This is a genomic window from Sphingomonas immobilis (assembly GCF_030580995.1).
GTDB classification, from domain to species: Bacteria; Pseudomonadota; Alphaproteobacteria; order Sphingomonadales; family Sphingomonadaceae; genus Sphingomonas; species Sphingomonas immobilis.
Window position 1 is genome coordinate 57,937 of sequence record NZ_JAUQSZ010000011.1, and the last position, 25,414, is coordinate 83,350.

A 25,414-nucleotide genomic window follows, 5' to 3' on the forward strand; every position below is an offset into this window, starting at 1 on the left:
GGCGCACCGGATCAGAAGAAGGCGAGACGAACGGCTTCGACGATGGCGGCCCACAGCGCGATGCTGATCGGAATCGCCACGGCGATGCCGACGAGGGGGCTGCCCTGTCCACGATTGGTTGCATTCTGCACGTTCACGGCGACCTGTTCTGGCATTGGTTTATCCTCTCCAAGTCGCAACCGTAACGAAATTGCGGGCGAGGACCAGTCCGCAATCACGCGCTCCGTAATAGTGCGTAGGTTTGGTTAATCAGGCCTCGGCCCAGCGCCGCAGCAGGTTGTGATAGACGCCGGTCAGCCGGACGATTTCCGGGTCCGCCATGCCGCGATCGGCGGCGAGCGCCTGCACCGCGGTGTCGAGTTCGAACAGGGTCGCGCGGGCCTCGGTGTCGCGCACCATCGACTGGATCCAGAAGAAGGAGGCGACGCGCTGCCCTTTCGTCACCGGCTCGACGCGGTGGACGCTGGAGGCGGGGTAGAGGATCATGTGGCCGGCGGGGAGCTTGACGCGCTGCTCGCCGAACTGGCCCTCGATCACCAGCGCGCCGCCGTCGTAGCTGTCGGGATCGGCGAGGAAGAGTGTGGCGGACAGATCGGTGCGGACGCGGAAGTCGCTGCCGCGCCGGATGCGCACGGCGGTGTCGACATGCGCGCCGAACGTGTCGCCGGGCCCGTAGCGGTTGAACAGCGGCGGATAGATCTTGTGCGGCAGCGAGGCCGCGACGAACAGCGGCGAGGCGGCGAGCGCATCAAGGACGAGATTGCCCGCGCGCCGTGCGGCCTCGGAGTCCTCGGGCAATTGTGTGTTGTGCTTGGCGAGCGCGGATTGCGCGCCCGAGGTGGCGTTGCCGTCGATCCAGTCGGCGGCGTCGATCAGGCCACGCACCTCGGCCAGTTGCGCGGCGTCGAGCAGATCGGGAATGGCGATCAGCATCCGGCCGCGCCCGCGTCGAGCGCCTGCACGCCGCGGGCGCGGAAGGCGGGAACGTCGGACCCGGCGAGCCACGCGCGTGCCTTTTCCATGAAGGCCGGCGTGCCGTTCGCGCCCGCGCGTTTCAGCCAGTCCATCGCCTCGTCATAGCGGCCCGCCGCCCCGAGCATGCGCGCATGATTGAACGCGCCGCGAAAATCGCCGCCGTCCGCTGCGCGTTTGTAGAATTTCGCGGCCTTTACCATGTCGCGCGCCACCACCCAGCCATCCTCATGGAAGCTGCCGACGAAGTTGATCGCCTTCGCCCCCGACAGTTTGCCGGCGCCCGTCGCGGCCGCCTTGCGGAACCACGCCAGCGCCGCCGCCTTGTCCTCGGCCACGCCGTCGCCGAGCGCAAGCAGGGTCGCGTAATTGTACATGCCCCAATCGAGCCCCGCCTCGGCGGCGACGCGGTAACATTCGGCGGCGCGCGCCTTGTCGGGCACGGTGCCCCAGCCGAGATCGTAGCAGCGCCCGACCATGTTGAGGCCAAGGATATGGTGCTGCGCCGCTGCCTTCGTGAACCAGCGCAGGGCGGCAGGCGAATCCTTTGCGACACCGTTACCGTCGAGCAGCATCTGGCCGTAGAGCGCCTGCGCCTCGGCCTCGCCGGCTTCCGCACACGCGCGAACGAACGCCGCGCGCTCCTCGGGCGTTCCCGAGAGGCGCGCGGCGATCTCTTCCGGCGAGAGGGCTTCGAGCGCCGCCAGAGTGGTCATCAGAACTTCGCGGTGACCGTCCCGAAGATCGTCCGTCCGGCGGCGATCGCGGCATAGTGCGAGGTGTACGCCTGCGAGAAATACGCCTTGTCGGTGATGTTCTGCGCGTTGACCGACACTTCGAAATTGCGGGTGATCGCGTAGCGCGCGTTGAGATCGAAGCGCCAGTAGGATGGGATCGCACGCGACAGGACGGTGGTGGCCGGCGTGATCGTCACCACGCCTGCGGTGGTCTGCGACGCCTTCCGGTTATCCGAATAGCCGCCGTACTGCATGTCCATGTAGATCGCGGTGCCGCCGAACGAGAACTGGCGCGTCACCTGATAGGTGGACGTGAAGGTGAAGCTGTTGCGCGCGGTCTGCGTCATCTGCTTGCCGGTGTTGACCGAAACGACCTGCACCGTCTTGGCCGCCGCCGCGCCGTTTGCCGCGACCGTCAGCGCGGTGAAGCCGCCGTCGATTATCTTCGGATCAAGATAGGTATAGCCGCCGAATACCGACCAGCCCGGCAGGATCTGGCCCGAGGCCGAGAACTCGACGCCGCGGATGCGCGACTTGCCGACGAACGACACGGTGTTGCTGTCGTCGAGCACGCGGGCATTGTCGATATCGGTCTGGAAAACCGCGAGGTTGAGGCCGAGCCTTTCGTGGAACAGGTTCGCCTTGGCGCCGACTTCGTAGGTCTTGGTCTTGGTCGGCTTGAGCAGATCGAGCACGTTGGCGGTCGCGACCGTGGTCGGCAGCGCGTTCGGCTCCTGCCCCTCGCCGAGCAGCGCGTTGGGCGGCGTCGCCGAGGTCGCGTAGCTGGCATAGAGGCTGGTGTCGGCGGTGGGCTTGAAGACGAGGCCCGCCTGCCAGTTGAACAGCTCGTCGGTGCGCGTGAACTGCTGCGCGGAGGTCGCGCCGGCGGCGAAGGGCAGCGTCACCTTCGACGTGAAGCGATCGAAGCGTGCGCCGAGGTTGAGGATCAGCGACGGCACGATCGTGATCGAATCGAAGCCGTAGAAGGCGACCGTGTTGGCGTCGTTCTGCGTCTCGGCGGTGACGGCGCCCTTCACGATCGGCGTCTGCACGGTCGAGGTGTCGCTTGTGTAGTTGACCCACGGATCGTTCGGATTGGGGTTGAACAGGCTGGTGCAGTAGAAGCGCGCGATCGTCGCCGTGTTGCAGCGCGGGCTGATCGTCGAGCCGCTGGCCGAGACGTATGCGCCGCGCCGAGATTTCTCCCACGAGAATTCCGCGCCGACCGCGAAGCTGTGCTCGATGCTGCCGGTCTTGAATTTGCCGCCGAGATCGATCTGATCGACGATGCTCTCGGTATAGCCGTAGCGCGTGTTGCCGCGCCGCCAGACATAGCCGCCGGTGACCTGGTCCCCGCGCAGCGCCGCTGCGGACCCGGCGGCGGGCGCCGTTGCCGAAGTGCCGATCACGTTGCCGGTCGAATCGTCGGGCAGCAGGAAGATGTAGGACTGATCGCTATAGTTGTAGCGCGCGGTGTTGCGCAGCGTGATGCCGCCGAAATCATGCTCCGCGCGGATCGTCGCGGTCTGCGTCTTGGCATCGCGGAAGTCGCGGCTCTTGAGGCCGTAGAAGGTATTGCGCGAGACGGTGCCGGTGGTGCCGTTGGCGAGCGTGACCGCACCGAGCGTGGGGTAGGTAGTGAAATTACCGGCCGGCGCGTTGCAGACCGTCGCCGTGCAAACATAGGCGAAGGGCAGGCCGCTGTCGGGCAGTTCGTGGCTTTCGAGATGGTAATAGGCCACGGTCAGGCGCGTCGGCGTATCGATGCCGATCGTGAAGCTGGGCGCGAAGCCCCAGCGGCGGCTCCAGATTGCGTCGCGGCCCGCGACGCTCTGGTCGTGCCACATGCCCTCGATGCGGAACGCCATGTGCGGGCCGAAGGCGATGTTGGCGTCGCCCGAGATGCGCTTGTAATCGGCATTGCCCGCGCTGCCCGAGATCGTCGCGAAGGTGCGGTTGACCGGCAGCTTCGACAGGATGTTAATCGTGCCGCCCGCACCGCCGCGCCCGCCCAGCGTAGAATCCGAGCCGCGCACGATCTGCACGGAATCGATCGAGAACACTTCGCGCGTCTGCGCGGCGAGATCGCGTACGCCGTCAACATAGATGCTGCCCTGGCTGTCGAAGCCGCGAATGAACGGGCGGTCGCCGATCGGGTTACCGCCCTCGGCCGCGCCGAAGGTGATGCCGGGGACGGTACGCAACGCATCCTGCAGGCTGGTCGAGCCGGTGCGCTCGATCACTTCGGACTGAAGCACGACGATCGACTTGGGTGTGTTGATCAGCGGGGCGACCTGCTTGGGGCTGGTCGGCTCCTCGACGCGCTGGCCGTTGACGATGACGTCATGATCGTCGCGCTGGTCGTCGGCGCTGCCGGCCGGAGCGCCGTTCGTGTCATCGGCGAAGGCGGGCGTCGCGGCGAAGGCGCCGACGCAGAAGAGTGCTAGGAAAGCGGGCTTGGCCACCGTCGTGCGGCGGGGTGTCGTCTGAACCATTTTGGTGTCCCCAGTAGATTTACCGGGGCAGCTATTGCGAGTCACTCGCACTGTCAACGCTATTGAGAGCGGTTAGCACCGAAATGTTGCGGATTTGCAATGATCCATGTGCGGATCGCGCTGGCGAGATTGGGGGGATCCGGCGCGGCGATGCGCAGCGCGTCGATCTGCGCAACGAGCGCGCTGAGCGGAAGCGCATGGTCGCGCGCGGCCGCCTCGAGCGCCCGCCAGAAAACGGGTTCGAGGCTGATCGAGGTCGCGTGCCCGGCGATCGTGACGGAGCGCTTGATGGGGCCGGAAAAGCCGCCGGGAGGGAGCGCCAACGTCACGCTGCGCCTGCCCAGCTCTTGGGGGGATCCGGCAGATTGTTGAGCAACGGGGCGAGCGGATCGACGATGTGGACGAAGGCGAAGTTGGCCAGCAGCAGCAACAGGACGATCCCCGCGGTCCATGCGATCTGTCGGTGGAAGATCGCGACGGTGATGGCCACCATGAAAAGCACCATAGCCGGCATGCAGATGAAATAGAGCGGCAGCATGATGGCTGCCTGGGCCTTGTCCGACAGGACGTCCGTCCACTTTCTCACGATCGCGACGACGAAAAGCACCATCAGGCCGATGGCGATCAACAGGTAGGCACCGAAGACAGGATAATAGACGGCGATGATGCCGATCAACGCGATCATTACGATCGCGGTCGCCCCGAAATATCTGATCTCGGTTTTCTGAAGGTGCGCCATGACGGCTTCGTGCCGCTTCTTCCGCGCCAGTCTCTCCGCAGTTTCCGGGTAAGAGAACAATATGCTGCGGATAATCCCGAAAATTGTAATGTCGAAGCGCGCATACATGGCGAGGTTGGCGGTGGAGATCGCCAAGCCGAGAAGCACGATGGCGTTCTGGACCGGCGGTGCGACGTGGATGTGCAGCGCTGAGAACAGCACGTGGAGACAGCCCTGCCACCACAAATGCAACTTATGCAGGCTCTGCGAAATCTGAACGAGACTCTGCGCATGCGCGATCATATTGAACGCGCTGATGATACCGAACGTGGCGCTTGCCCGCATCCACCAGCGTACTGCGGTATGCGGCGGTCGCGGCCTGGGCAATGGCTCCGCGGACGCGCCCGCCAGCTCCGTCCAGTCGCTCAAGGCGTGTCGAACCCGGCGCCGGTCACGGCGTATCGAACAAGGCCGCGAGCTGTTCGATGATCGTGCCGCCGAGCTGTTCCGCGTCCATGATCGTGACGGCGCGCTGGTAATAGCGGGTGACGTCGTGGCCGATGCCGATGGCGACGAGCTCGACCGGCGAGCGGCCTTCGATCCAGCCGATCACCTGGCGCAGATGGCGTTCGAGGTAGCTGCCCGAATTGACGCTGAGCGTGGAATCGTCGACCGGCGCGCCGTCCGAGATCACCATCATGATCTTGCGCTCCTCGGGCCGGGCGATCAGGCGGCTGTGCGCCCACAGGAGCGCCTCGCCGTCGATATTCTCCTTGAGCAGCCCTTCACGCATCATCAGGCCGAGGTTGGCCTTTGCGCGGCGCCACGGTTCGTCGGCCTTCTTGTAGACGATGTGGCGGATGTCGTTGAGGCGGCCGGGCTGCGGCGGGCGGCCGGCGGCGAGCCAGCTCTCGCGGCTCTGCCCGCCCTTCCACGCGCGGGTCGTGAAGCCGAGGATCTCGACCTTCACGCCGCAGCGTTCCAGCGTGCGCGCGAGGATGTCGGCGCTGATCGCGGCGATCGAGATCGGGCGGCCGCGCATCGAGCCCGAATTGTCGATCAGGAGGGTGACGACGGTGTCGCGGAATTCGGTCTCGCGCTCGATCTTGTAGCTCAGCGACAGCGTCGGATTGACGACGATGCGCGCGAGGCGGGCGGCGTCGAGGATCCCTTCCTCCTGATCGAAATCCCATGAGCGGTTCTGCTGCGCCATCAGCCGGCGCTGCAGGCGGTTGGCGAGCTTGGTGACGGCGCCCTGCAGGTGGACGAGCTGCTGGTCGAGATAGGAGCGCAGGCGGACGAGTTCGTCGGCGTCGCACAGGTCGGTCGCCGCGATCACCTCGTCGTGCGCATTGGTGTATGCCTTATAGTCGAACTGCGGGCTGAGATCGGAGAAGGGGCGGTTGGGGCGAACGGGGAGCATGCCGTCCTGGCCCTCGTCGCCGGGTTCGCCGTCGCCCTCGTCGAAATCGTCCTCTTCGCGCTCGGAGCCTTCGCCGTCCTGCTGCTCGGCGTCGCTGTCGGAGCCGCGCGCCTCGATCTCGCCTTCGCCCTGCTCGGTCTGGCCCTCGCCCTCGTCGGACTCGTCGGTCTGCTCGCTGTCGTCGGTGCCCTCGTCCTCGGCGCCGCCCTCGTCGGATTCCTCGGGGACCATGTCGCCTTCGACCAGCTCGAGATCCTCGAGCAGGCGGGTGGCGAGCGTGGCGAAGGCGCGCTGATCGTCGATCGCCATCGCCAGCGCGTCGAGATCGGGGCCGGCGCGGTCCTCGATCCAGTCGCGCACCAGCGCCATGCCGGGCGCGGCGGCGGCGGGGGCCTCGGCACCGGTCAGCCGCTCGCGCACCATCAGCGCGAGCGCGGTCGACAGCGGCACTTCGTCGCGGGTGCGGGCGCGGGTGATGGGATCGGTGCGCAGCTTGGCGTCGAGCGCCGTCGCGAGATTGTCGCGGATGCCGGCATAGCCGCGCGCGCCGATCGCCTCGACCCGCGCGCCCTCGACCGCGTCGAATACTGCGCGCGCGACAGCCTCGTTGGGGGCCTGCCTGGTGTGCAGCGCGACATCGTGATGGCGCAGCCGCAGCGCGAACCCGTCGGCGAAGCCGCGCGCTTCCGCGACCTGATCGGCCGGGAGCGTACGGGCCGGGAGCGGCACCTTGATATGCTTGCCCGATTGCGACGGTGCGTCGGCGGTGAAGGCAAGCTCGACCTCCGGCTCCCGCGCCAGCGCGCGCGTCGCGCCGCCGAGCACGGTCTTGAAGCGATCGAGAGGGGTTTCCTGCGCCACCTGCGCTTATTTCGCGACGACGCTCTCGGGCAGATCCTTGCCGAAGACGCGCTGGTAATATTCCGCCACGAGCGGGCGTTCGGCCTCATCACACTTGTTGAGGAACGAGAGGCGGAAAGCGAAGCCCACATCGCCGAAGATCAGCGCATTCTGCGCCCAGGTGATGACGGTGCGCGGGCTCATGACGGTCGAGATGTCGCCGTTGATGAAGCCGCGGCGCGTCAGGTCGGCGACGCGGACCATGTTGTCGACCGCCTGTTTCCCTTCCGGCTTGTCGTATTCGCCCGACTTGGCGAGCACGATCTGCGCCTCGACCGCGGCGGGGAGGTAGTTGAGCGTGACGACGATGTTCCAGCGGTCCATCTGGCCCTGGTTGATCTGCTGCGTGCCGTGATACAGGCCGCTCGTATCGCCGAGGCCGATGGTGTTGGCTGTGGCGAACAGGCGGAACCAGGGCGAGGGACGGATCACGCGGTTCTGGTCGAGCAGGGTGAGCTTGCCCTCGGTCTCCAGCACGCGCTGGATCACGAACATCACGTCGGGGCGGCCGGCGTCATACTCGTCGAACACCAGAGCGGTCGGCGTCTGCAGCGCCCAGGGGAGGAGGCCCTCGCGGAACTCCGTCACCTGCTGGCCGTCCTTCAGCACGATCGCGTCACGGCCGACGAGGTCGATGCGGCTGATATGCGCATCGAGGTTGATGCGGATGCACGGCCAGTTGAGGCGCGCCGCGACCTGTTCGATATGCGTCGACTTGCCGGTGCCGTGATAGCCCTGCACCATCACGCGGCGGTTGTGCGCGAAGCCCGCGCAGACCGCGATCGTCGTGTCCTTGTCGAACACGTACGCCGGATCGAGATCGGGCACGCGCTCGTCCGCCTCGCTGAAGGCGGGAACCTCCATGTCGGAATCGATGCCGAACAGCTCGCGCACCTTCACCATGCGGTCTGGCGCGTCGAGGATCGTCGTCTCGCGGCTGTCGGGCTGGGTATTGGAAATGTCGGTCATCGTCTTCTCGCCTTCGCGAAACTCCCTAGCCAAAGCGCGCGGGCGAAGTCGAGAACGATTCAATCGGCGATCTTCTCCGGCAGGTGGAAGAGATCGATGAAGCGGTACGCCGCATCCTCGTCGCCCTCGACCCGCAGCGGCACGCCGGTCGGGCTTTCCGCGCCGAAGGGGAGCTTGCCGTAGACGGTGAAGGCGAAGGTCGTCTGGTCGCTGATGAAGGTGATGTCGGCATCGCCCGTATCGCCGCGGCGGATGACGAGGTCTCCGTCCGCGAGTTCACCGAAGAACGAGTCGGTCGGGAAGCGGAAGGCGACCGTAAGCGCCATGCCCTTGGCCTTTTCGGTGTCGATCATCGCACGCAGCGAGAGCATCGCCGACGCGGGCGAAAGGAAGAGCGTGGGATCGTGACGGCGCGAGCGCGTCGCCCAGCGCCCCATCGTCTGGAAGATCGGCTCGATCTCCAGCCCCCAGGGGGTAAGCTCGTAGACGTGGACCGCGCCCGTCGTCGGCAGCTTGCGCTTAACGAGGATGCCGGCCTCCTCCAGCCCTTCGAGCCGTTGCGTCAGGACGTTGGCGCTGACGCCGGGAAGGTTGGCCTTGATCTCGCCGAAGCGGCGCGGGCCGAACATCAGCTCGCGCAGGACGAGCAGCGACCAGCGCTCGCCGACGAATTCCATCGCCAGCGCGGTGCCGCAGGCGTCGTCATACCAACGCTTCGCCGCCGCTTTTTCTCGCTTAGTCACTTTTTCTAACTGCATGGTTGCTTTTTGTAACTCAACGCGGCATCCAAAGCAAACAGTGATTCGCATAGGAGTGGTTTCAGATGGCAAAGATGATCTTCGTGAACCTGCCGGTGAAAGACGTGGCGGCGGCGACCGCCTTCTATGAGGCGATCGGCTGCGTGAAGGACACGCGCTTCTCCAACGACGTCGCTTCTTCGATGCAATGGTCGGACACGATCGTGTTCATGCTGCTGGGCCACGCCTTCTACAACAGCTTCACCCCCAAGCAGATCGCGGACACCGCGACGACCAGCGAGGCGATCCTGTGCCTGTCGCAGGACAGCCGCGAGGAGGTCGATGCGATCAATGCCAAGGCGATTGCGGCGGGCGGCAAGCAGATCCACGCGCCCGAGGAAAACGGGTTCATGTACGGCGGCGCTTTCGAGGATCTCGACGGCCACAGCTTCGAGTGCATGTGGATGGACATGGACGCCGCCGCGGCCGCGATGGGGCAGGGCGAAGTCGAGCCAGCCTGATCCGGCGATTCTATCGGGAGAGAGAAAATGAGCGACCTTCCCCATATCACCACTTTCGCGTGGGTGCCGCCCTTCGCGCGCGGTTTCGTGCGCGACCTGCGGGCGCGCTGGGCGTTCGAGGAAGTCGGCCAGGCTTACGTGGTCGATCTGATCGACGGGCCCTATGCCAAGAGCGCCCAGCACCGCCGGTATCAGCCGTTCGGGCAGGTGCCGACCTATTCGGACGGCAAGGTGCAGATCTTCGAATCCGGGGCGATCGTGCTGCGCATCGCCGAAGGCAGCGATCTGCTTCCGCAGGATGCCGATGCGCGGCTGGGTGCGATCCAGTGGTTGATCGCCGCACTCAACTCCGTGGAACCGTTCGTGATGCAGATCGCCGTGGTCGACGTGTTCGAGGCGGACAAGGCGTGGTCGCCGATGCGGCGGCCGCGCGTGATCGCGGACCTCGAGGGGCGGCTCGCCGATCTCGAGGCGGCGCTTGGCGGCAAGACCTGGCTCGACGGCGATGCCTTTACGGTCGGCGACCTGATGATGATCTCGGTGCTCGGCGGGCTTCGCGGAACCGACATATTGCAGGCGTATCCCAGGCTCGCGGCGTACGTTGCGCGCGGCGAAGCGCGACCGGCGCATGTCAAGGCAATGGGCGACCAGCTCGCGCTCTATGAAGGCGCTGATGCACCCGAGGAGATGTCGGCATGACTTTCGTTCAGGGCTTCGTGATCCCGTCGCACGACAAGGCGGGCTATATCAGCATGGCGGCGGAAGGTGCGCCGGTTTTTCTCGATCATGGCGCGCGGCGGATCGTCGAGACCTGGGCCGTCGACGTGCCCGACGGCAAGCGCACCGACATGAAGAAGGCGGTGGCGCTGGAGGATGGCGAGGACGTCGTGTTCTCGTGGATCTTCTATGACGACAGGGAGAGTTTCGACGCGGCGCACGACAAGATCTTCAACGATCCGCGCATGAAAATGCCCGAGACGATGCCGTTCGACACCAAGCGGATGATCTTCGCCGGGTTCGACGTCGTCTACGACAGTGGCGACAGCGGGGCCCCGATCGGCTTCGTCGATGGCATGGTCGCCGCGGTGCCGAGCGACAAGCGCGACGCCTTCGCCGCGTTTGCGCAGGGGCACGGCGCGTTGTTCAAGGAAAAGGGCGCGCTGCGCGTCGTCGATGGCTGGGGCGTGGATGTGCCGGAGGGCAAGCTCACCGATTTCCGCAGGTCCGTCGATCTGGCGGAGGGCGAAACGGTGGTGTTCGGCTGGATCGAATGGCCCGACAAGGCGACGCGCGACGCCGCCTGGGGTGCGCTGATGAGCGATCCGCGCATGGCGGAGGCCAAACCCGTCTGGAACGGCCCGACCGCGATCTTCGGCGGCTTCGCGCCGGTTTTCGATACCGCACACCAATAGGAGAGAGATGATGACCACCTATGGCATGCCGATCTGGTACGAGCTGATCACGCCCGATATCGAGAAGGCCAAGACCTTCTACGGCGATATCGTCGGCTGGACGACGACGAGCTTTCCGGGGCTTGGCGGCGAGCCTTATACGATTTGGAACGCGGACGGCGCGGGTATAGGCGGCGTCGTCACCGTGCCGGACTGGACGAGCGGGCCGACGTGGCTGGCCTATTTCCACGTCGCGGACGTAGATGCGAAATCCGCCGACGTGGCGGCGGCGGGCGGCAAGATCCTGATGCCGGCGCAGGACATTCCGATGGTCGGCCGAATCGCACTGGTCGAGGATGCGCAGGGCGTGCTGTTCTACCTGATGCGGCCCGACCCGGCGATGGAGGGGCACGAAAACGTCTCCTACTCGGCGACGAAGCTCGGCAGTTGCAGTTGGAACGAGCTGGTCGTGCCCGACCAGAAGAAGGCGCTGCCCTTCTACAAGGATCTGCTCGGCTGGGTTTCGAACGAGGCGATGCCGATGGGGCCGATGGGCGACTATTCGTTCCTCGATGTCGGCGACACCCGGATCGGCGCGGTGATGGACCGCTCCGCGCCCGAGCAGCCGGTGAAGTTCATCTTCTACTTCGCGATCCCTGACGTCGATGCGGCGGTGGACAAGGTGAAGGCCGGCGGCGGCTCGATCATCATGGGGCCGATGGACGTGCCCGGCGGCCAGCGCATCATCCTGTGCATCGATCCGACCGGCGCGTCGGTCGGCTTCGTGTCGGGAGAGCGGGCATGACCTTCGCGCAGAGCAAGCTCACGACGGTGCTGTGGTTCGATCACGGCGAGGGACGCAAGGCGGCGGAATTCTACGCCAGCGTGTTCCCCGACAGCCATGTCGATGCGAAGCACGATGCGCCGACCGACTATCCCGACGGCGCGGCGGGCGACGAGTTGGTGGTCGAGTTCACTATCCTCGGCCAGCCGTATCAGGCGCTGAACGGCGGGCCCAACTTCAAGCCCAACCAGTCGGTGAGCTTCATGGTCATCACCGAGGACCAGGAAGAGACCGATCGCTATTGGGATGCGATCGTCGCGGGCGGGGGGTCGGAAAACGCCTGTGGCTGGGTTCAGGACCGCTGGGGCTATTCCTGGCAGATCACGCCGCGCATCCTGATGGAAGCCATGTCGAGCCCCGACAAGGCCGCCGCCAAGCGCGCGATGGAGGCGATGTTCCAGATGAAGAAGATCGACATCGCGGCGATCGAAAAGGCTTTCGCGGGAGAGGCGGCATGAGCGACTACATTCTGAGCGTCACGCGGCTGATCGATGCGCCGGTCGATGTCGTGTGGAAGATCGCGACCGAGCGGCTGACCGAATGGTGGTGCCCGAAGCCGTGGACGACCGAGATCGTCGAGATGGACTGGCGCGCCGGTGGACGCTCGGCAATGACGATGCACGGGCCGAACGGCGAGGCGCATCCCCAGGAGGGTGTTTTCCTGGAAGTGACGCCGGGCACGCGCTTCGTCTTCACCGATGCCTATGCCGTCGGCTGGGTGCCGCAGGGCCCGTTCATGACCGGCGTGTTCGAGTTCGCCGACGAAGGCGGCAAGACGCGCTACACCGCGTCGGCGCGGCACTGGAGCGAAGAGGCATACAAGCAGCACGAGGCGATGGGCTTCGAGGGCGGCTGGGGCGCGGTGGCGGAGCAGCTCGCCGCGCTGGCCGAGGAAGAGGCGAAGACTTCGTGACCCAATTCGGGTATGCAACGACACTATTCGCGCCGCGCCGAACGGTTTTGTTCATGCGGTGGTGTGGCGACTTTATGTAAATCAATTCGTGCTATGGCTTTGCTCAAGATAAACGCGCGGCAGGGGCGCACTGCATGAATTCGATCAAGGCAATTTCGGCTGACGCGCTGGCGTGGCTCGACGCGCAGCGGTTGCCGCCGTCGCCGTCCAACTATCGGTTGGCCTATTCCTATCACGACGGCGAGCATCCCGAGCTGGTGAAGGCGGTGCGCGCGATCGTCGATGACGGCGTGCGCATCACTCAGGCCGAGACCGATACGCTGCACGAACGCTGGCTCGGCGCCGTGACGACCGAATCCGCCAAGCGCGCGGACGAGGCGCGCACGGCGGCGATCCGTCACCAGGCGCTGGGGCTGGCCGAACTCGCCGCCTCGGCGACGGCGACGACGGGCGAATTCGGGCGTGAGCTGGAACGGTCGATCCCCGAACTGGCGGAAGAGGGTTCGGCGTCGATGCAGGAACTGTTCGCACGCACGCTGGAGCGCACGCAGCGCGCCGAGCGCGAACTGGCCGCGACCACGGCACAGGTGCAGCAGCTACGCGAGAAGCTGGAGGCGGTGCAGGGTGATGCCGAACGTGATGCCCTCACCGGCCTCCCCAACCGCCGCGGCATCGACGCCTATCTCGGCGCCGATGCGCGGCGCGAGGCGGCGCATGTCTTCGCGATCTGCGACATCGATCGCTTCAAATCGTATAACGATCGCTATGGCCATGCCGTCGGCGATCGCGTGCTGAAGACGGTGGCGGCGTCGCTGCAGGAAACGCTGGCCGATCATTTCGTCGGGCGCTGGGGCGGCGAGGAATTCATCATCATCGCCCGCACAGACGTGAGCGATGGCGTGAAGCTGGTCGAGGCGGCCAAGACCGCGCTCGGCGAACGCCATTTCAAGCTGCGCGAGACCGACGAGCCGATGGGCAAGATCACCTTCTCGGCCGGCGTCGTGCCGCTGCCGGTTCAGGCGGCGGAGCACGAGGCGGCGTTCGCGGCGGCGGATGCGTTGCTGTACCAGGCGAAGGAAGCTGGGCGGGATCGGGTTTTCGGGGGCTGATCAGGCGAACGCTGGCGCTCCCTTGAGCTGGGTATACGCCGCGATGACGTCCTGCAGCTTTTTCTCGAAGCTGCGGTCGCCGCCGTTGCGGTCGGGGTGATACTTTCGCACGAGCTCGGCGTAGCGCTGGCGCAGACCGCGGCGGTCGGTGTCGGCGGGGAGATCGAGCACTTTCAGCGCGCGGCGCTCGCTTTCGGATAGGGGCTTGCCGTCCTTGCGCGCGGCTTCGCCGGCCGTGGCGCGGCGGAAGCGCGTGCTGATCGCGTCGAGCGGATCGGTGAAATCAGCCCAGCGCGGCGGGCGGTCGGCGCCGCCGGTGCCGGTGAAGGCGCGCGTCTCGCGCTCCCAGCCCGCGAACGGGCGCTGCGCGTCGTGGATTTCGTCGGGGCTCATGCCGGCGAAGAAATTGTAGCGCGCGTTGAAGGCGCGGACGTGATCGAGGCAGAACCAGCGGTAGGGGCGCGGCCCCTCGAAATCGTTCGCGCGACCTTCGCCGGGCGCGCGGAATTCGCCGGGCTGGTCGCAACCGGGTTCGTCGCAGGCGCGCGCCGCGCCCTCGACACGGCCGTGGAAACGCATGCCTGGCCTGTCCTTCTTTTCCTGTTCGCGCGCCAAACGTGGCTCCCTCAAACCGACAAACGCACTATATAGGCGCGATGACCGACCTCGCTACCGCTCCCGTCGCAGACCTGATCGCGGCTCGTCTCACCGAAGCGCTCAGCCCCAGCGCGCTGGAGGTGATCAACGACAGCCATCACCACGCCGGGCACATGGGCGACGACAAGTCGGGCGAGAGCCATTTCACCGTGATCGTCGAAAGTGCGGCCTTTGCCGGGGTTTCGCGCGTTGGGCGGCAGCGGCTCGTCAACCAGGCGCTCGCCGAGCTGCTCGCGACGCGCATCCATGCGCTTGCGATCAAGACCCGCGCGCCGGGAGAATGAGATGACCTACCGGCTGTGGTATTGGCCGAGCATCCAGGGGCGCGGCGAGTTCGTGCGGCTGGCGCTGGAGGCGGGCGGGATCGCCTACACGGACTGCGCGCGCGAGCAGGGCGCGAAGGCGCTGATGGCGAACCTCGGGAAGCACGAGGAGGCTTTCGCGCCGCCCTATCTGGAGCTGGAGGACGGCGCCGTCGCGCAGGTCGCCAACATCTTGTTCTATCTCGGCGAGGTGCATGATCTCGCGCCGGCGGACCAGAAATGGCGGCTCAACGCGCTGCAACTGACGATCGCCGATCTCGTCGCGGAAGTGCACAATGTGCATCACCCGGTCGCCGTCTCCGACTATTACGAGGACCAGAAGGCGGAGGCGGCGCGTGCCGCAAAGGGGTTCCGCGAGGAGCGCATCCCCAAGTTTCTCGGCCATTTCGAGGATGCGGTGCGCGGCGACTGGGTGGCGGGGGAGCGCTGGTCCTACGTCGATACGTCGCTGTTCCAGGTGATCGCGGGGCTGCGCTATATGTTCCCGCAGCGGATGGCGACGGTCGAGGGCGACTATCCGAAGCTGATCGCGCTGCACGACCGGGTGGCGGCGCTGCCGGGGATCGCGGCGTATCTGCAGAGCGACCGGCGGATCGCATTCAACACCGAGGGTATCTTCCGGCACTATCCCGAATTGGATGCGGCGTGACGGCGGAGATCGTGCGCGTGCCGCGGCCGGCGGCGCGGATCCTGCTGACCGATGGCGACGGTCGCGTGCTGATGTTCCGCTTCTCGCCCGATGATCGCCCGCCCTTCTGGTGTACGCCGGGCGGCGCGGTCGATCCGGGCGAAAGCTACGAGGCGGCGGCGCGGCGCGAATTGCTCGAGGAGACCGGGATCGCGGCAGAGCCGGGGCCCGAAGTCGCGCGCCGCGTGGTCGAGTTCCTGACGCTGGAGGGCGTGCCGGTGATCGCCGAGGAACGCTATTTCCGCGTGCGCGTGGCCGGCGCCGAGATCGACACGAGCCGCCACACGCCGCTCGAACAACGCGTCATGCAGGAATGGCGCTGGTTCGCGCCGCACGAGATCGCAGGCTTTCCCGAGCCGCTGTTCCCCGAAGATCTGACGGAGATGCTGAGCCTATGAGCGATGACCTGACGATCGCGGCGATCTCGCCGGTGACGCATGACCTCGGCGGGTTCAAGGTGCATCGCACGTTGCCGTCGCGCGGGCGGACGATGGTCGGTCCCTTCATCTTCTGGGACCAGATGGGGCCGGCGCGGCTGGAGGCCGGGACCGGGATCGACGTGCGGCCGCATCCGCACATCAACCTGTCGACCGTGACCTATCTCTTCGCGGGCGCGATCGGACATCGTGATTCGCTGGGCAGCGTCGCGCGGATCGAACCCGGCGCGGTCAATCTGATGACGGCGGGCAAGGGCATCGTCCATTCGGAACGCTCGCCCGAAGACGAGCGCGCGGGCGGGCCCGAACTGTCGGGCATCCAGACGTGGCTGGCCCTGCCCGAGGCGGTCGAGGAGATGGACCCTGCGTTCGAGCATGTCACGGCGGAGGCATTGCCGATCGTGACGGGTGCCGGCGTGAGCGCGCGGGTGATCATGGGCGATCTGTGGGGCGTGCGTGCGCCGACCACGACCTATGCCGAGACGATCTATGCCGACATCGAGCTGGAGGCGGGCGGCAGCGTGCCGATCGACGCGGGGGCGGACGAGCGCGCGATCTACGTGGCGCTGGGCGAGGCGTCCCTGGACGGCATGATGTTGGAGCCGATGGTGCTGTACGTGCTGCGGCCCGGCGTGGCGGCGACCTTGCGGTCGGCGAGCGGCGCGCGGGTGATGCTGTGCGGCGGCGAGACATTGGGGACGCGACACGTCTTCTGGAATTTCGTGTCGTCGCGGCGCGAGCGCATCAACGAGGCGAAGCGGGCGTGGAAGGCGGGCGAGTTTCCGCTCGTGCCGGGCGACAGCGAGGAGTTCATCTCGCTGCCCGAGGTGCCGCTGACCGTCAGCTATCCGTGACGCCCGTCGCGCTGGCGACGGGCGTCACGCTCCAGGTCGCGACGGCGGGGAATCCGGCGAACCCGGCGATCATCCTGCTGCACGGCTTCCCGGAATCGCACCGGACGTGGCGGCGGCAGATGGCGGCGCTCGCCGAAACGCATTTCGTGATCGCGCCGGACCAGCGCGGCTATGCCGCGTCCTCCAAGCCCGTCGCGGTGGGGGACTATGCTATCGACCGGCTGGTCGCGGACGTGATCGCGTTGGCGGATCATTTCGGGCTCTCGACCTTCACGCTCGCGGGGCACGACTGGGGCGGGGTGGTAGCGTGGGCGGCGGCGGCGACGTGGCCGCAGCGGGTGGCGCGGCTGATCGTCCTCAACGCGCCGCATCCCGTAATCTTCGCGAAATCCCTGCGCGAGAATGGGGCGCAGCAGCACGCCAGCCGCTATATCGACCGCATCCGCGCGACGCGGATCGACCGCTCGCGGATGGTGCGGGCGGTGCTGGCGAGCGCGCTTGTGCAGCGTGTCGCGCGGCGGTTCGGGGCGGCGCATCTCGACGAATGGAGCCGGCAGGGCGCGCTGACCGGGATGCTCAACTGGTATCGCGCGGTGCCGGAAGGGGCCGGGCCGGGCGCGGCGATGCCCATCGTGACGCAGCCGACGCTGGTGATCTGGGGGATGCGAGACCGTTATCTGCTGCCGGTGCAGCTCGACGGGCTGGATGCGCTGGTGCCCGACCTCACGCTGGTGCGGCTGGATGCCGGGCATTTCGTGACGTGGCGCGCGGCGGAGGCAGTGACGGCGGCGATGCTCGACTGGTTGACCTGATACTATACGAACCATATACGATTCGTATATTCAAGGGGAGAGCGTCATGGGCATCGTGAAGATCGACGAAGACCTGCACGAGGAAGTGCGCAAGGCGAGTACGGTGATGTGCCGCTCGATCAACGCGCAGGCCGAGTTCTGGATGAAGATCGGAATGCTGGCGGAGGCGAACCCGGCGCTGTCGTTCAACGAGATCGTGCGGAGGGAGCTCGAGGCCGCGCAGGTAAGGCTGGCCGCCTGAGATGGTGAAAACCGCCGACGAGCTGGCGCTGATGCAGGTGTCGGGCCGGTTGCTGGCATCGGTATTCGAGATGCTCGACGGCGTGAACCTGGCGGGCATGTCAACAATGGCGGTCAACGATCTGGTCGAACGCTTCATCACCATCGACCTCGCCGCGCGGCCGGCGAGCAAGGGGCAGTACGGATTTAAGTATGTTCTGAACTGCTCGCGCAATCACGTCGTCTGCCATGGCGTTCCCGATCCGGAGGAGGTGGTTGGGGAGGGGGATATCATCAATCTGGATATCACGCTGGAGAAGGGCGGGTTCATTGCGGATTCGAGCAAGACGTATCTGGTTGGCGATGTCGCGCCGCACGCGCGCCGGCTGGTGAAGGTTGCGGAGGAGGCGATGTGGAAGGGCATCCGCGCGGTGCGGCCGGGCGGGCACATCGGCGATATCGGCTTCGCGATCGAGCGGCATGCCAAGAAGCACGGCTATGCGGTGGTGCGCGATTACGGCGGCCACGGCATCGGCCGCGAGATGCACGAGGAACCGCACGTCGCCAATTTCGGCAAGCCCGGCACCGGCCTGCGCCTGCGCGAGGGGATGGTCTTTACCATCGAGCCGATGGTGAATGCAGGGACGCGGCGGGTCGTGACCGAGGAGGACGGGTGGACCGTCGTGACCGCCGACCGCAAGCTGTCGGCGCAGTTCGAGCATACGGTGGCGGTAGTGCCCGGCGGCGTCCAGGTGCTGACGCTGCGCCGCGACGAGGCGGGGCGGGCGGCGAACCGCCCGCCCGCGCCGTAGCTCAGTCGGCGTCCGCCCAGGACAGCTCGCCCGGAAGCATCGTCCCGCCCGCCCACTGGCTGTAGAGATATCCGCTGCCGGAGGCGTTGTGGAGCCCGATGCTGTCGAAGAATCCGTGCAGTTGCAGGCCGCTCAAGTGATTGACGGCAAGCCGGACGGTGGTGGGCTTCCAGCCATCCTCCTTCGTCGTGTCGCAACTCCCATGGGCGTACATGATCTTGCCGCCGTCGCCATGCCATGTCGACGTTGCGGAAGAGGCGAACGTCGAGACGAACGGGAGTCTGAGCCGCACGTTCATCGACGTGCCGGCCGTGTCGCTTATGACAACATTATAGGTTCTCATCGATCGATCCTAGCGCAAGAAGGCGACGCGCCGCGTTCCCGGCCGTCGCAAACCATCGGTGGAGCGAAGGGCGTCCCGTGCGCGGGATCAAACCTCCATGCGACTCGCATGGTTACTTACCGCAATCGTCAGGGCTGTCCAGATTGTTGCGACGCGGCATGCCTTGTTTGACAAGGCGTTAGTCGGGATCGCCGGCAGGGGCCGGGGAGGCATGGCCGCCCCGGCCGCCGCCCCGGTGGCTCAGTTGTCGTCGACCCACTGGATCGGGCCGGGCACCATCGAGCTGCCGCCCCAGCCGGGATGAATGGTGCCACTGCCACCACTGTTGTGGAGCTTCGCGCTGTCGAAGAAACCGTTGAGCGTAACGCCGAGCGAATTGAAGGCGATCAACAGCACGCCGGTCGGGCCGATCAATTGCGACCGGGTCGCGTTGCAGACACCGTCAGAATAGCGCAGCTTGCCGCCTTCTGCATGCCACGACGAATTGCCGTCGTCGGTCCAGTTCTCCAGAAACGGGACGTTGACGCGCACCTTTACTGAATTACCGGGCACGTCGGTGATGATGATCTTGTACTGCATGAAACTGTTCCTGTCGCGAGAGTTGAAGCACCGCCGGGCGGTGTCGTAACATCTTCAAATTTCTGGAAAGCGTCCCGTTTACGGGATCGAATCACTAGGCGACTCAGCGCGGCGAGTTTACCTGTTCCTGAGTAACTGTCCAGAATATTTGCCGGAGCCGATGGCACCGGCTGCGCCACCACTAGAGAAGCGGAACGGCCCGGTAGAACCAAATAGGTACAAAACGCTTGACAGCGTCACGCTCATTCGGTACATATCAGGAACGATGAAGAATTGCGAGTCGGGCCGGGCGGGCCGCTTCGGAGGACATCCTCCGCGGGCGGTTCGTGCCGGCCCGCGGCGCGTTCGGACGACTTTATCCGGGGGGAGGCATATGGCGGAAAGCAACATCGGCGGATCGCGGAGCCGCGCGCTGCAGCAGCGGAAACCGCGCGGCGACGCCTTTACGGCGGCCAGGCGCAGGACGTTCTTCGACACGCTGGCCGTGACCGCCAATGTCTCGCACGCGGCGAAGGCGGCGGGGGTGTCGCTGCAGACCGCGTACCGATGGAAACAGCATGATGCCGAATTCCGCGCCGCGTGGGATGCGGCGCTCGAAACGGGCTATGCCCGGCTGGAGGAGGAATTGCTGGCGCGCGCGCTCGGCACGGGCGCCATCACCGAATATGTGCCGGGCGACAGCGCCGTGCCCGCGGTGCCGTTCGACCCGATGCTGGCGGTGCAGGTGCTGGGCATCCGCGACCGCAAGGGCACGCGCCGGCCGAATGCCCGCTACGCCGCCGCCGTGCCGCTGGAGGAATTGCGGCGCGAGCTGAAGCACAAGCTCGACATGCTCGCCGCGCGGCTGGGCAATACGCGATGACGGCCGCCCCCGGCAGGGAGACGGTGACGCTGACGATCGAACAGGTGCAGCGTATGGCCGGCGACCTTTCCAAAGCGCAGCGCGATCACACCATCGACCAGATGAAGGGGCCGTCTCTGCGTACCTTCAACGGCTTCTGGTATGCCTGGGCGCATCCGGGCCAGCTCGCCCCCGAACATGCCGGGCGTGTCTGGCTGATCCGCGCGGGGCGCGGATTCGGCAAGACGCGCGCGGGCGCGGAATGGGTGAGCGAAATCGCGCGCAACGACCCCGGCGCGCGGATCGCGCTGGTCGGCGCGACGATCGAGGATGTCTCCAAGGTGATGATCGAGGGGGAGAGCGGCATCCTGTCGGTTGCGCGGCCGGGCGAGCAGCCGCGCTATTACCGGCAGAAGCGCGAGTTGACGTTCGGATCGGGAGCGATCGCGCAGATCTATAGCGCGAACACGCCCGAGAAGCTGCGCGGCGGGCAGTTCAACGCCGCCTGGTGCGACGAGATCGGCAAATGGCGCAACGGCGTGGCGACGTGGGACAATCTGATGCTGGCGGTGCGGATCGGCGCGCCGCAGCAGATCCTGGTCACGACCACGCCCGCGCCGGTGGCGCTGGTGCGCAAGGTGCGGGGCGTGGCGGGGATGATCGAGACGTTGGGGACGAGCCATGACAATCCGCATCTCTCCAGGGATTTCCTCGCGGCGATCGAGGCCGAATATGGCGGCACGCGGCTGGGGCGGCAGGAGATCAACGGCGAACTGATCGAGGATGTCGCGGGCGCGCTGTGGACGCGCAGCGGGCTCGAGGCGTGCCGGGTGGCGCGGGCGCCGCTGCTGGTGCGCGTGGTGATCGGCGTCGATCCTCCCGCCGGGAGCGAGGCGGGCACGGGCGATGCGTGCGGGATCGTCGCGGTCGGGCTCGGCGAGGACGGGCATGGCTATGTCCTTGAGGATGCGAGCGTTTCGGGCGAGAGCCCCGAAGGCTGGGCGCGCGCCGTGGTGGCGTGCGCGGGGCGGCACAATGCCGACAAGGTGGTGGCCGAGGTCAACCAGGGCGGCGAGATGGTGCGCGCCGTGCTGGAGGCGGCGGACCCGATGCTGCCGCTCGCCCCGCGCCGGGCACGGCTGGGCAAGGCGGCGCGCGCGGAGCCGGTGTCGATCGACTATGCGCGGGGGCGCGTGCATCACACCGGTGCTTTCCCCGCGCTGGAGGACGAGATGTGCGGGATGGTTTCGGGCGGCACCTATCAGGGGCCGGGGCGATCGCCCGACCGGGTCGATGCGCTGGTGTGGGCGCTGGCCGAGCTGATGCCGCGACGCCGCGGCCGAGCGGGGGTGCGAGGGCTTTGAAAAACCCATGTAATCCTCAATTGACATGATTCAGATCAAGTTCCGGGATCGGGTCTATGATATGCGGTTGTGATGATCGAACGGCATCTTGAACGACAGGACGGCATCATCTTCGTGCGCGGCAAGGGCGACTGGTCCCGCGGCGAGCTGGACGCGCATTATGACGAGCTGCGCGTGCTGATCGCGGGGATCCGCGCGCAGGGGCGGCCGGTGCGCGTGCTGGCCGACGTGACCGAGGCGATGCCGCAATCGGCATCGCGCGAACGCTATATCCGCACGCAGATCGAACGCACCTATCGTCCGGGCGACCGGGTGGCGATCGTGGTGGCGAGCGCTGCGGTGAAGCAGCATGTCCGCGACGCGCTGACGGGGACGTTGGTGGCGACCTTCATCTCGCGGATCGCAGCGGAGATGTGGCTGATGGAAGCGGAGCTGGAGCCGCCGCGCTGACGAACGCCGCCGCGAAAAAAATGGCCCGGTCGGTTACCCGTCCGGGCCAGTATGCGAGTCCCCCGGAATGAGGACGTCGCGGGTCGCACCGCCGCTTAAGCAGGGGAGGTATGTTGCCGTATTGTACGGAAACCGCATTTCGCTAAGCCGCGGTGATGATTCCGAGAATTTTGATCGACAGCACACAGGTGCCCGGCGGCGGCGAGATGCGGCTGTTTTCGCGCGGCGACGACTTCTTCATCTCGCTGGGGCGCGAGGAATTGATGACGAGCCGGATGAGCGGTTCCGAAGAGGCGCTGGCGACGATGACCGCCGAGCGGGTGACGGCAAGCGCGCCGCATTTCCTGGTGGGCGGATACGGGATGGGTTTCACCTTGCGGGCGGCTTTGGGATGTTTGCCCAGGGATGCGCGCGTGACGGTGGCGGAGCTGGTGCCGGCGGTGGTGGCGTGGGCGAAGGGGCCGATGGCGGCGATGACGGGCGACAGCCTCGCCGATCCGCGCGTGGCGATCGTCGAGGAGGATGTCGGCGCGGTGATCGCCGGGGCGCGGGGGGCGTATGATGCGATCCTGCTCGACGTCGACAACGGCCCCGACGGGCTGACGCGGCCGGGCAACGACCGGCTCTATTCGGATCGCGGGCTGGCGGCGGCGCGCGCGGCGTTGCGGCCGGGCGGGGTGCTGGCGGTATGGTCTGCGGGCGCGGACGCGAAGTTCGCGCGGCGCATCCGCGAGGCGGGCTTCCGCGTGGACGAGGTGGCGGTGCGCGCGCGGCAGAACGGCAAGGGCGCGAAGCACGTGATCTGGTTCGGGGCGCGCGATTGAACGAATGAAAGCCCCTCCCCTTCAGGGGAGGGGTTGGGGTGGGGACGTTACGGGCGATGGTCTCGGTGAGACACAGCCCCACCCCCTTCCCCTCCCCTGAAGGGGAGGGGCTTTAGCGGGGGCAATCCATGAAACTCTTCGGCTGGAAATCGGCCGGGCGCGACGTGCGTCCGGTGTTGGCGCGCTATGGCTTGTGGTCCGCGGGCGGATCGCAGACCGGGTGGGACCAGGGATATGAGGCGCAGGTGCGGCAGGGCTATCTGCGCAATCCGGTCGCGCAGCGGGCGGTGCGGCTGGTGTGCGACGGGCTGTCTGGCGCGCCGGTGGAGGCGTCCTCGGAGGGCCTGCGCAGGCTGGTGATGGCGCGGTCGGGCGGGCAGGCGCTGATCGGCACGGTGGCGGCGCAGATGCTGCTGCACGGCAATGCCTATGTGCAGGTGATGACCGATCCGGCGGGCGATCCGGTCGATCTCTATGCGCTGCGCCCCGAGCGGGTGAGCGTGGAGGCGGCGGCGGACGGTTGGCCCGCCGCATACCGATACCGCGTGGGCGAGCGATCGGCGCGGCTGGTGGCGGAAGGGGAGCGGCCCGAGGTGATCCACCTCAAGGCGTTCCACCCGCTCGACGATCATGCCGGGCTCGGCTGCCTGGCGGCGGCGGCCGGGGCGATCGGCCTGCACAATGCGGCGGCGGCGTGGAACCGGGCGCTGCTCGACAATGCCGCGCGGCCCTCCGGCGCGCTGGTGCATGATCCCGGCGACGGATCGGTGCTGTCGCGCGAGCAGTTCGAGCGGCTGCGCGCGGAGATGGAGGCGCATTTCTCCGGGCAGGCCAATGCCGGGCGGCCGATGTTGCTCGAAGGGGGCCTCAAGTGGCAGGCGCTGTCGCTGTCGCCCGCCGACATGGATTTCGTCGGGCTGAAGGCGGCGGCGGCGCGCGAGATCGCCGCCGCCTTCGGCGTGCCGCCGGTGCTGGTCGGCCTGTCGGGCGATGCGACCTATGCCAATTACAAGGAGGCGCAGAAGGCGCTGTGGCGGCTCGCGATCCTGCCGCTGGCCGAGGCGATCTTCGAGGGGCTGGTGCAGGGCATGAAGGGCTGGTTCGAGGACGCCGCGCTGTGGGTCGATGTCGACCGGGTGACGGCGCTGGCGGAGGACCGCGAGCGCGTGTGGCGGCAGGTGGCGAACGCGGATTTCCTGAGCGCGGCGGAAAAGCGCGCGGCGCTGGGCTATGCGCCGCTGGATGCGGCACAGGCGGGAGGGGCGGCATGAGCGAGGCGGTGCTGGCGCAGCTGATGCTGCAGGGCGCGGGCGAGGGCGCCGATCTGGCGACGCTGCGCGCGATCGCGGAGGAAGCGGGCGAACTGGGGGCGAGCCGGGCGCTGGTGCGCCTCGGCCTGGAGGATGCGGCGGCGGCGAAGGACATGGCCGAGCTGCGCGAGCTGCTGGGGGCGTGGCGCGATGCGAAACGCTCGGCGTGGAAGGCGGCGGTGGGCTGGGCGGTGCGGATCGGCGCGGCGCTGCTGCTGGCGGGGCTGGCGGCGCGGTTCGGGTTTTGGGATTGGGTGAAGTGACGCGGTTCGCGGGCTATGCGGCCGTGTTCGACCGGGTGGACCGGGGCGGCGACGTGGTGCGCGCCGGGGCGTTCGGCGAGGCGCTGAGCCGGGGCGTCGGGGACGTGCCGCTGCTGTGGCAGCATCGCGGGCACCCGGTCGGCGTGATCGAGCGGGCGCAGGAGGATGCGCAGGGGCTGCGCGTGATCGGCCGGATCGACGATGCGCGGCTGGCGGCGCTGGTGCGCAGCGGGGCGGTGCGCGGCCTGTCGTTCGGCTACCGCGTGCGCGCGGCGGACCGGCGCGGCGTGCGGTGGCGCGAGCTGCTGGCGCTGGATCTGGTGGAGGTTAGCCTTGTCGCGCAGCCGATGCAGCCGCTGGCGCGGGTGGTGGCGGTGGGGGGGTAGGCGATCGGCGTTGCGGATTGCGCGCCCGACACGTCGCGACCAGCTTGGCGATCAGCGGGCTCGCAGGGATCGCGATCGATCGTGATCCGATATGGTAGACAATATGTCGCTTCGCCGAGGCAAACCGATCCGCGAAGGATGGTTCGAAAATTCCCAGTCCGTTGTCATCCGGCCCGGCAGATCGAGGCAGTTCCCAGCGATGATCGTCAATCTCGACCGTGAAGGTTTTCGAGGCTGGAGCGGCGTGATGATGGAAACCAAAGCTTGGCAGCGGGCCGCACATGGCGATGAAAAAATCGTCGGAATTATCAGCGAAACGATACAGAGCGCCGCCGCGATTTTCGTCGGCGGGAAAATTGTAGTGCCAGCCGGCACGTCGCCAGTCCGGGTCGACCGTCGGCTTTTCTTCAGATCGAGCGCAGCCGCCGATCACCGACGCGACAAGACAGAAGAGGGCGGCGGTGCGCGTGGCTCTCGTGTCCGGGCTATCCATCGGTTCGCGGTCCTCTCTCGTCACCCCGGC

34 protein-coding genes are annotated in these 25,414 nt (G+C 67.0%); 21 read left to right on the forward strand and 13 right to left on the reverse strand.

The annotated features are described in order from the left end of the window. Positions 1 to 11: 11 nt before the first annotated feature. The 9 genes from Q5H94_RS15330 to Q5H94_RS15370 all read right to left on the reverse strand — a co-directional run bounded on the left by Q5H94_RS15330 (position 12) and on the right by Q5H94_RS15370 (position 8,957). On the reverse strand, positions 12 to 155 hold the full coding sequence (locus Q5H94_RS15330) for a hypothetical protein (protein WP_304562168.1): 144 nt from the start codon (positions 153 to 155) through the stop codon (positions 12 to 14). A gap of 94 nt (positions 156 to 249) precedes the next feature. Then, complete coding sequence (locus Q5H94_RS15335; protein WP_304562169.1) at positions 250 to 933, reverse strand: Fe2+-dependent dioxygenase; 684 nt, start codon at positions 931 to 933, stop codon at positions 250 to 252. Then, positions 927 to 1,688 carry a tetratricopeptide repeat protein gene (locus tag Q5H94_RS15340; protein ID WP_304562170.1) on the reverse strand — a complete coding sequence of 254 codons (762 nt, stop codon included), beginning with the start codon at positions 1,686 to 1,688 and terminating at the stop codon, positions 927 to 929. Before Q5H94_RS15340 ends, Q5H94_RS15335 begins: the two co-directional genes overlap by 7 nt. Next, positions 1,688 to 4,204 carry a TonB-dependent receptor gene (locus Q5H94_RS15345; RefSeq protein WP_304562171.1) on the reverse strand — a complete coding sequence of 839 codons (2,517 nt, stop codon included), beginning with the start codon at positions 4,202 to 4,204 and terminating at the stop codon, positions 1,688 to 1,690. Before Q5H94_RS15345 ends, Q5H94_RS15340 begins: the two co-directional genes overlap by 1 nt. 59 nt (positions 4,205 to 4,263) lie before the next feature. Further along, positions 4,264 to 4,533: a ribbon-helix-helix domain-containing protein gene (locus tag Q5H94_RS15350; protein ID WP_304562172.1), complete on the reverse strand. Its 270-nt coding sequence runs from the start codon at positions 4,531 to 4,533 to the stop codon at positions 4,264 to 4,266. After that, the gene (locus tag Q5H94_RS15355; RefSeq protein ID WP_304562173.1) at positions 4,530 to 5,351 is read right to left on the reverse strand and encodes a hypothetical protein; all 822 of its coding nucleotides are present in this window, start codon (positions 5,349 to 5,351) and stop codon (positions 4,530 to 4,532) included. The genes Q5H94_RS15350 and Q5H94_RS15355 overlap by 4 nt, the downstream gene beginning before the upstream one ends. A 22-nt stretch (positions 5,352 to 5,373) precedes the next feature. Then, positions 5,374 to 7,206, reverse strand: a complete 1,833-nt coding sequence (gene cobT, locus Q5H94_RS15360; RefSeq protein ID WP_304562174.1) for a cobaltochelatase subunit CobT — start codon at positions 7,204 to 7,206, stop codon at positions 5,374 to 5,376. A gap of 6 nt (positions 7,207 to 7,212) precedes the next feature. After that, the gene (gene cobS, locus Q5H94_RS15365) at positions 7,213 to 8,214 is read right to left on the reverse strand and encodes a cobaltochelatase subunit CobS (protein WP_304562175.1); all 1,002 of its coding nucleotides are present in this window, start codon (positions 8,212 to 8,214) and stop codon (positions 7,213 to 7,215) included. A 59-nt stretch (positions 8,215 to 8,273) separates the two neighbouring features. Next, a complete protein-coding gene (locus tag Q5H94_RS15370; RefSeq protein ID WP_304562176.1) occupies positions 8,274 to 8,957 on the reverse strand; it encodes a winged helix-turn-helix transcriptional regulator in 684 nt (227 codons plus the stop codon). A gap of 80 nt (positions 8,958 to 9,037) precedes the next feature. Here Q5H94_RS15370 and Q5H94_RS15375 point away from each other — a divergent pair, with 80 nt between their 5' ends. The 7 genes from Q5H94_RS15375 (at position 9,038) to Q5H94_RS15405 (ending at position 13,729) form a co-directional block, all read left to right on the forward strand. Then, positions 9,038 to 9,472: a VOC family protein gene (locus tag Q5H94_RS15375; protein WP_304562177.1), complete on the forward strand. Its 435-nt coding sequence runs from the start codon at positions 9,038 to 9,040 to the stop codon at positions 9,470 to 9,472. 27 nt (positions 9,473 to 9,499) lie between these two features. Continuing rightward, complete coding sequence (locus tag Q5H94_RS15380) at positions 9,500 to 10,171, forward strand: glutathione S-transferase family protein (RefSeq protein WP_304562178.1); 672 nt, start codon at positions 9,500 to 9,502, stop codon at positions 10,169 to 10,171. Next, complete coding sequence (locus tag Q5H94_RS15385; protein WP_304562179.1) at positions 10,168 to 10,884, forward strand: DUF1428 domain-containing protein; 717 nt, start codon at positions 10,168 to 10,170, stop codon at positions 10,882 to 10,884. Before Q5H94_RS15380 ends, Q5H94_RS15385 begins: the two co-directional genes overlap by 4 nt. A 10-nt stretch (positions 10,885 to 10,894) precedes the next feature. Continuing rightward, positions 10,895 to 11,668, forward strand: a complete 774-nt coding sequence (locus Q5H94_RS15390) for a VOC family protein (RefSeq protein WP_304562180.1) — start codon at positions 10,895 to 10,897, stop codon at positions 11,666 to 11,668. Then, complete coding sequence (locus tag Q5H94_RS15395; RefSeq protein WP_304562181.1) at positions 11,665 to 12,165, forward strand: VOC family protein; 501 nt, start codon at positions 11,665 to 11,667, stop codon at positions 12,163 to 12,165. The genes Q5H94_RS15390 and Q5H94_RS15395 overlap by 4 nt, the downstream gene beginning before the upstream one ends. Then, positions 12,162 to 12,620 (forward strand): SRPBCC family protein, encoded by a 459-nt coding sequence (locus Q5H94_RS15400; RefSeq protein ID WP_304562182.1) that lies wholly within the window; start codon positions 12,162 to 12,164, stop codon positions 12,618 to 12,620. Before Q5H94_RS15395 ends, Q5H94_RS15400 begins: the two co-directional genes overlap by 4 nt. 134 nt (positions 12,621 to 12,754) lie before the next feature. Next, entirely contained in the window at positions 12,755 to 13,729 is a 975-nt protein-coding gene (locus Q5H94_RS15405; protein WP_304562183.1) for a GGDEF domain-containing protein, read from the forward strand. Here the strand turns inward: Q5H94_RS15405 and Q5H94_RS15410 are convergent, their stop codons facing one another. After that, the gene (locus Q5H94_RS15410) at positions 13,730 to 14,308 is read right to left on the reverse strand and encodes a J domain-containing protein (RefSeq protein WP_304562184.1); all 579 of its coding nucleotides are present in this window, start codon (positions 14,306 to 14,308) and stop codon (positions 13,730 to 13,732) included. 77 nt (positions 14,309 to 14,385) lie between these two features. Here Q5H94_RS15410 and Q5H94_RS15415 point away from each other — a divergent pair, with 77 nt between their 5' ends. The 7 genes from Q5H94_RS15415 to map are packed head-to-tail and all read left to right on the forward strand — an operon-like array spanning position 14,386 to position 18,531. Continuing rightward, on the forward strand, positions 14,386 to 14,670 hold the full coding sequence (locus tag Q5H94_RS15415) for a BolA family protein (RefSeq protein ID WP_304562185.1): 285 nt from the start codon (positions 14,386 to 14,388) through the stop codon (positions 14,668 to 14,670). A 1-nt stretch (position 14,671) separates the two neighbouring features. Next, positions 14,672 to 15,358, forward strand: coding sequence for a glutathione S-transferase (locus Q5H94_RS15420; RefSeq protein ID WP_304562186.1), 687 nt, complete (start codon positions 14,672 to 14,674; stop codon positions 15,356 to 15,358). Then, entirely contained in the window at positions 15,355 to 15,795 is a 441-nt protein-coding gene (locus Q5H94_RS15425) for an NUDIX hydrolase (RefSeq protein ID WP_304562187.1), read from the forward strand. Before Q5H94_RS15420 ends, Q5H94_RS15425 begins: the two co-directional genes overlap by 4 nt. Then, positions 15,792 to 16,688, forward strand: coding sequence for a pirin family protein (locus tag Q5H94_RS15430; RefSeq protein WP_304562188.1), 897 nt, complete (start codon positions 15,792 to 15,794; stop codon positions 16,686 to 16,688). Before Q5H94_RS15425 ends, Q5H94_RS15430 begins: the two co-directional genes overlap by 4 nt. After that, positions 16,685 to 17,500 (forward strand): alpha/beta fold hydrolase, encoded by an 816-nt coding sequence (locus tag Q5H94_RS15435; protein WP_304562189.1) that lies wholly within the window; start codon positions 16,685 to 16,687, stop codon positions 17,498 to 17,500. Before Q5H94_RS15430 ends, Q5H94_RS15435 begins: the two co-directional genes overlap by 4 nt. A gap of 46 nt (positions 17,501 to 17,546) precedes the next feature. Continuing rightward, a complete protein-coding gene (locus tag Q5H94_RS15440; protein ID WP_304562190.1) occupies positions 17,547 to 17,741 on the forward strand; it encodes a ParD-like family protein in 195 nt (64 codons plus the stop codon). 1 nt (position 17,742) lies between these two features. Continuing rightward, positions 17,743 to 18,531 (forward strand): type I methionyl aminopeptidase, encoded by a 789-nt coding sequence (gene map / locus Q5H94_RS15445; RefSeq protein ID WP_304562191.1) that lies wholly within the window; start codon positions 17,743 to 17,745, stop codon positions 18,529 to 18,531. A 1-nt stretch (position 18,532) separates the two neighbouring features. Here map and Q5H94_RS15450 read toward each other — a convergent pair whose 3' ends face one another. Together Q5H94_RS15450 and Q5H94_RS15455 are read right to left on the reverse strand one after the other, a co-directional pair. Beyond that, entirely contained in the window at positions 18,533 to 18,874 is a 342-nt protein-coding gene (locus Q5H94_RS15450) for a hypothetical protein (RefSeq protein WP_304562192.1), read from the reverse strand. 240 nt (positions 18,875 to 19,114) lie between these two features. Continuing rightward, complete coding sequence (locus Q5H94_RS15455) at positions 19,115 to 19,453, reverse strand: hypothetical protein (RefSeq protein ID WP_304562193.1); 339 nt, start codon at positions 19,451 to 19,453, stop codon at positions 19,115 to 19,117. A gap of 373 nt (positions 19,454 to 19,826) precedes the next feature. On the opposite strand from Q5H94_RS15455, the gene Q5H94_RS15460 reads away from it, so the two are divergent. The 7 genes from Q5H94_RS15460 (at position 19,827) to Q5H94_RS15490 (ending at position 24,891) form a co-directional block, all read left to right on the forward strand. After that, positions 19,827 to 20,315, forward strand: coding sequence for a hypothetical protein (locus Q5H94_RS15460; protein ID WP_304562194.1), 489 nt, complete (start codon positions 19,827 to 19,829; stop codon positions 20,313 to 20,315). Further along, entirely contained in the window at positions 20,312 to 21,658 is a 1,347-nt protein-coding gene (locus Q5H94_RS15465; protein WP_304562195.1) for a DNA-packaging protein, read from the forward strand. Before Q5H94_RS15460 ends, Q5H94_RS15465 begins: the two co-directional genes overlap by 4 nt. A 72-nt stretch (positions 21,659 to 21,730) precedes the next feature. Continuing rightward, positions 21,731 to 22,108, forward strand: a complete 378-nt coding sequence (locus Q5H94_RS15470) for a hypothetical protein (RefSeq protein WP_304562196.1) — start codon at positions 21,731 to 21,733, stop codon at positions 22,106 to 22,108. A gap of 155 nt (positions 22,109 to 22,263) precedes the next feature. Next, positions 22,264 to 22,932 carry a spermidine synthase family protein gene (locus tag Q5H94_RS15475; RefSeq protein WP_304562197.1) on the forward strand — a complete coding sequence of 223 codons (669 nt, stop codon included), beginning with the start codon at positions 22,264 to 22,266 and terminating at the stop codon, positions 22,930 to 22,932. 128 nt (positions 22,933 to 23,060) lie between these two features. After that, positions 23,061 to 24,203: a phage portal protein gene (locus Q5H94_RS15480; RefSeq protein WP_304562198.1), complete on the forward strand. Its 1,143-nt coding sequence runs from the start codon at positions 23,061 to 23,063 to the stop codon at positions 24,201 to 24,203. Then, positions 24,200 to 24,505: a DUF6127 family protein gene (locus tag Q5H94_RS15485; protein WP_304562199.1), complete on the forward strand. Its 306-nt coding sequence runs from the start codon at positions 24,200 to 24,202 to the stop codon at positions 24,503 to 24,505. Before Q5H94_RS15480 ends, Q5H94_RS15485 begins: the two co-directional genes overlap by 4 nt. Beyond that, entirely contained in the window at positions 24,502 to 24,891 is a 390-nt protein-coding gene (locus tag Q5H94_RS15490) for an HK97 family phage prohead protease (protein WP_304562200.1), read from the forward strand. Before Q5H94_RS15485 ends, Q5H94_RS15490 begins: the two co-directional genes overlap by 4 nt. Here Q5H94_RS15490 and Q5H94_RS15495 read toward each other — a convergent pair. Then, positions 24,833 to 25,384 carry a hypothetical protein gene (locus Q5H94_RS15495; RefSeq protein WP_304562201.1) on the reverse strand — a complete coding sequence of 184 codons (552 nt, stop codon included), beginning with the start codon at positions 25,382 to 25,384 and terminating at the stop codon, positions 24,833 to 24,835. The two genes, Q5H94_RS15490 and Q5H94_RS15495, sit on opposite strands and share 59 nt — an antisense overlap. Between the last annotated feature and the right edge of the window lie 30 nt (positions 25,385 to 25,414).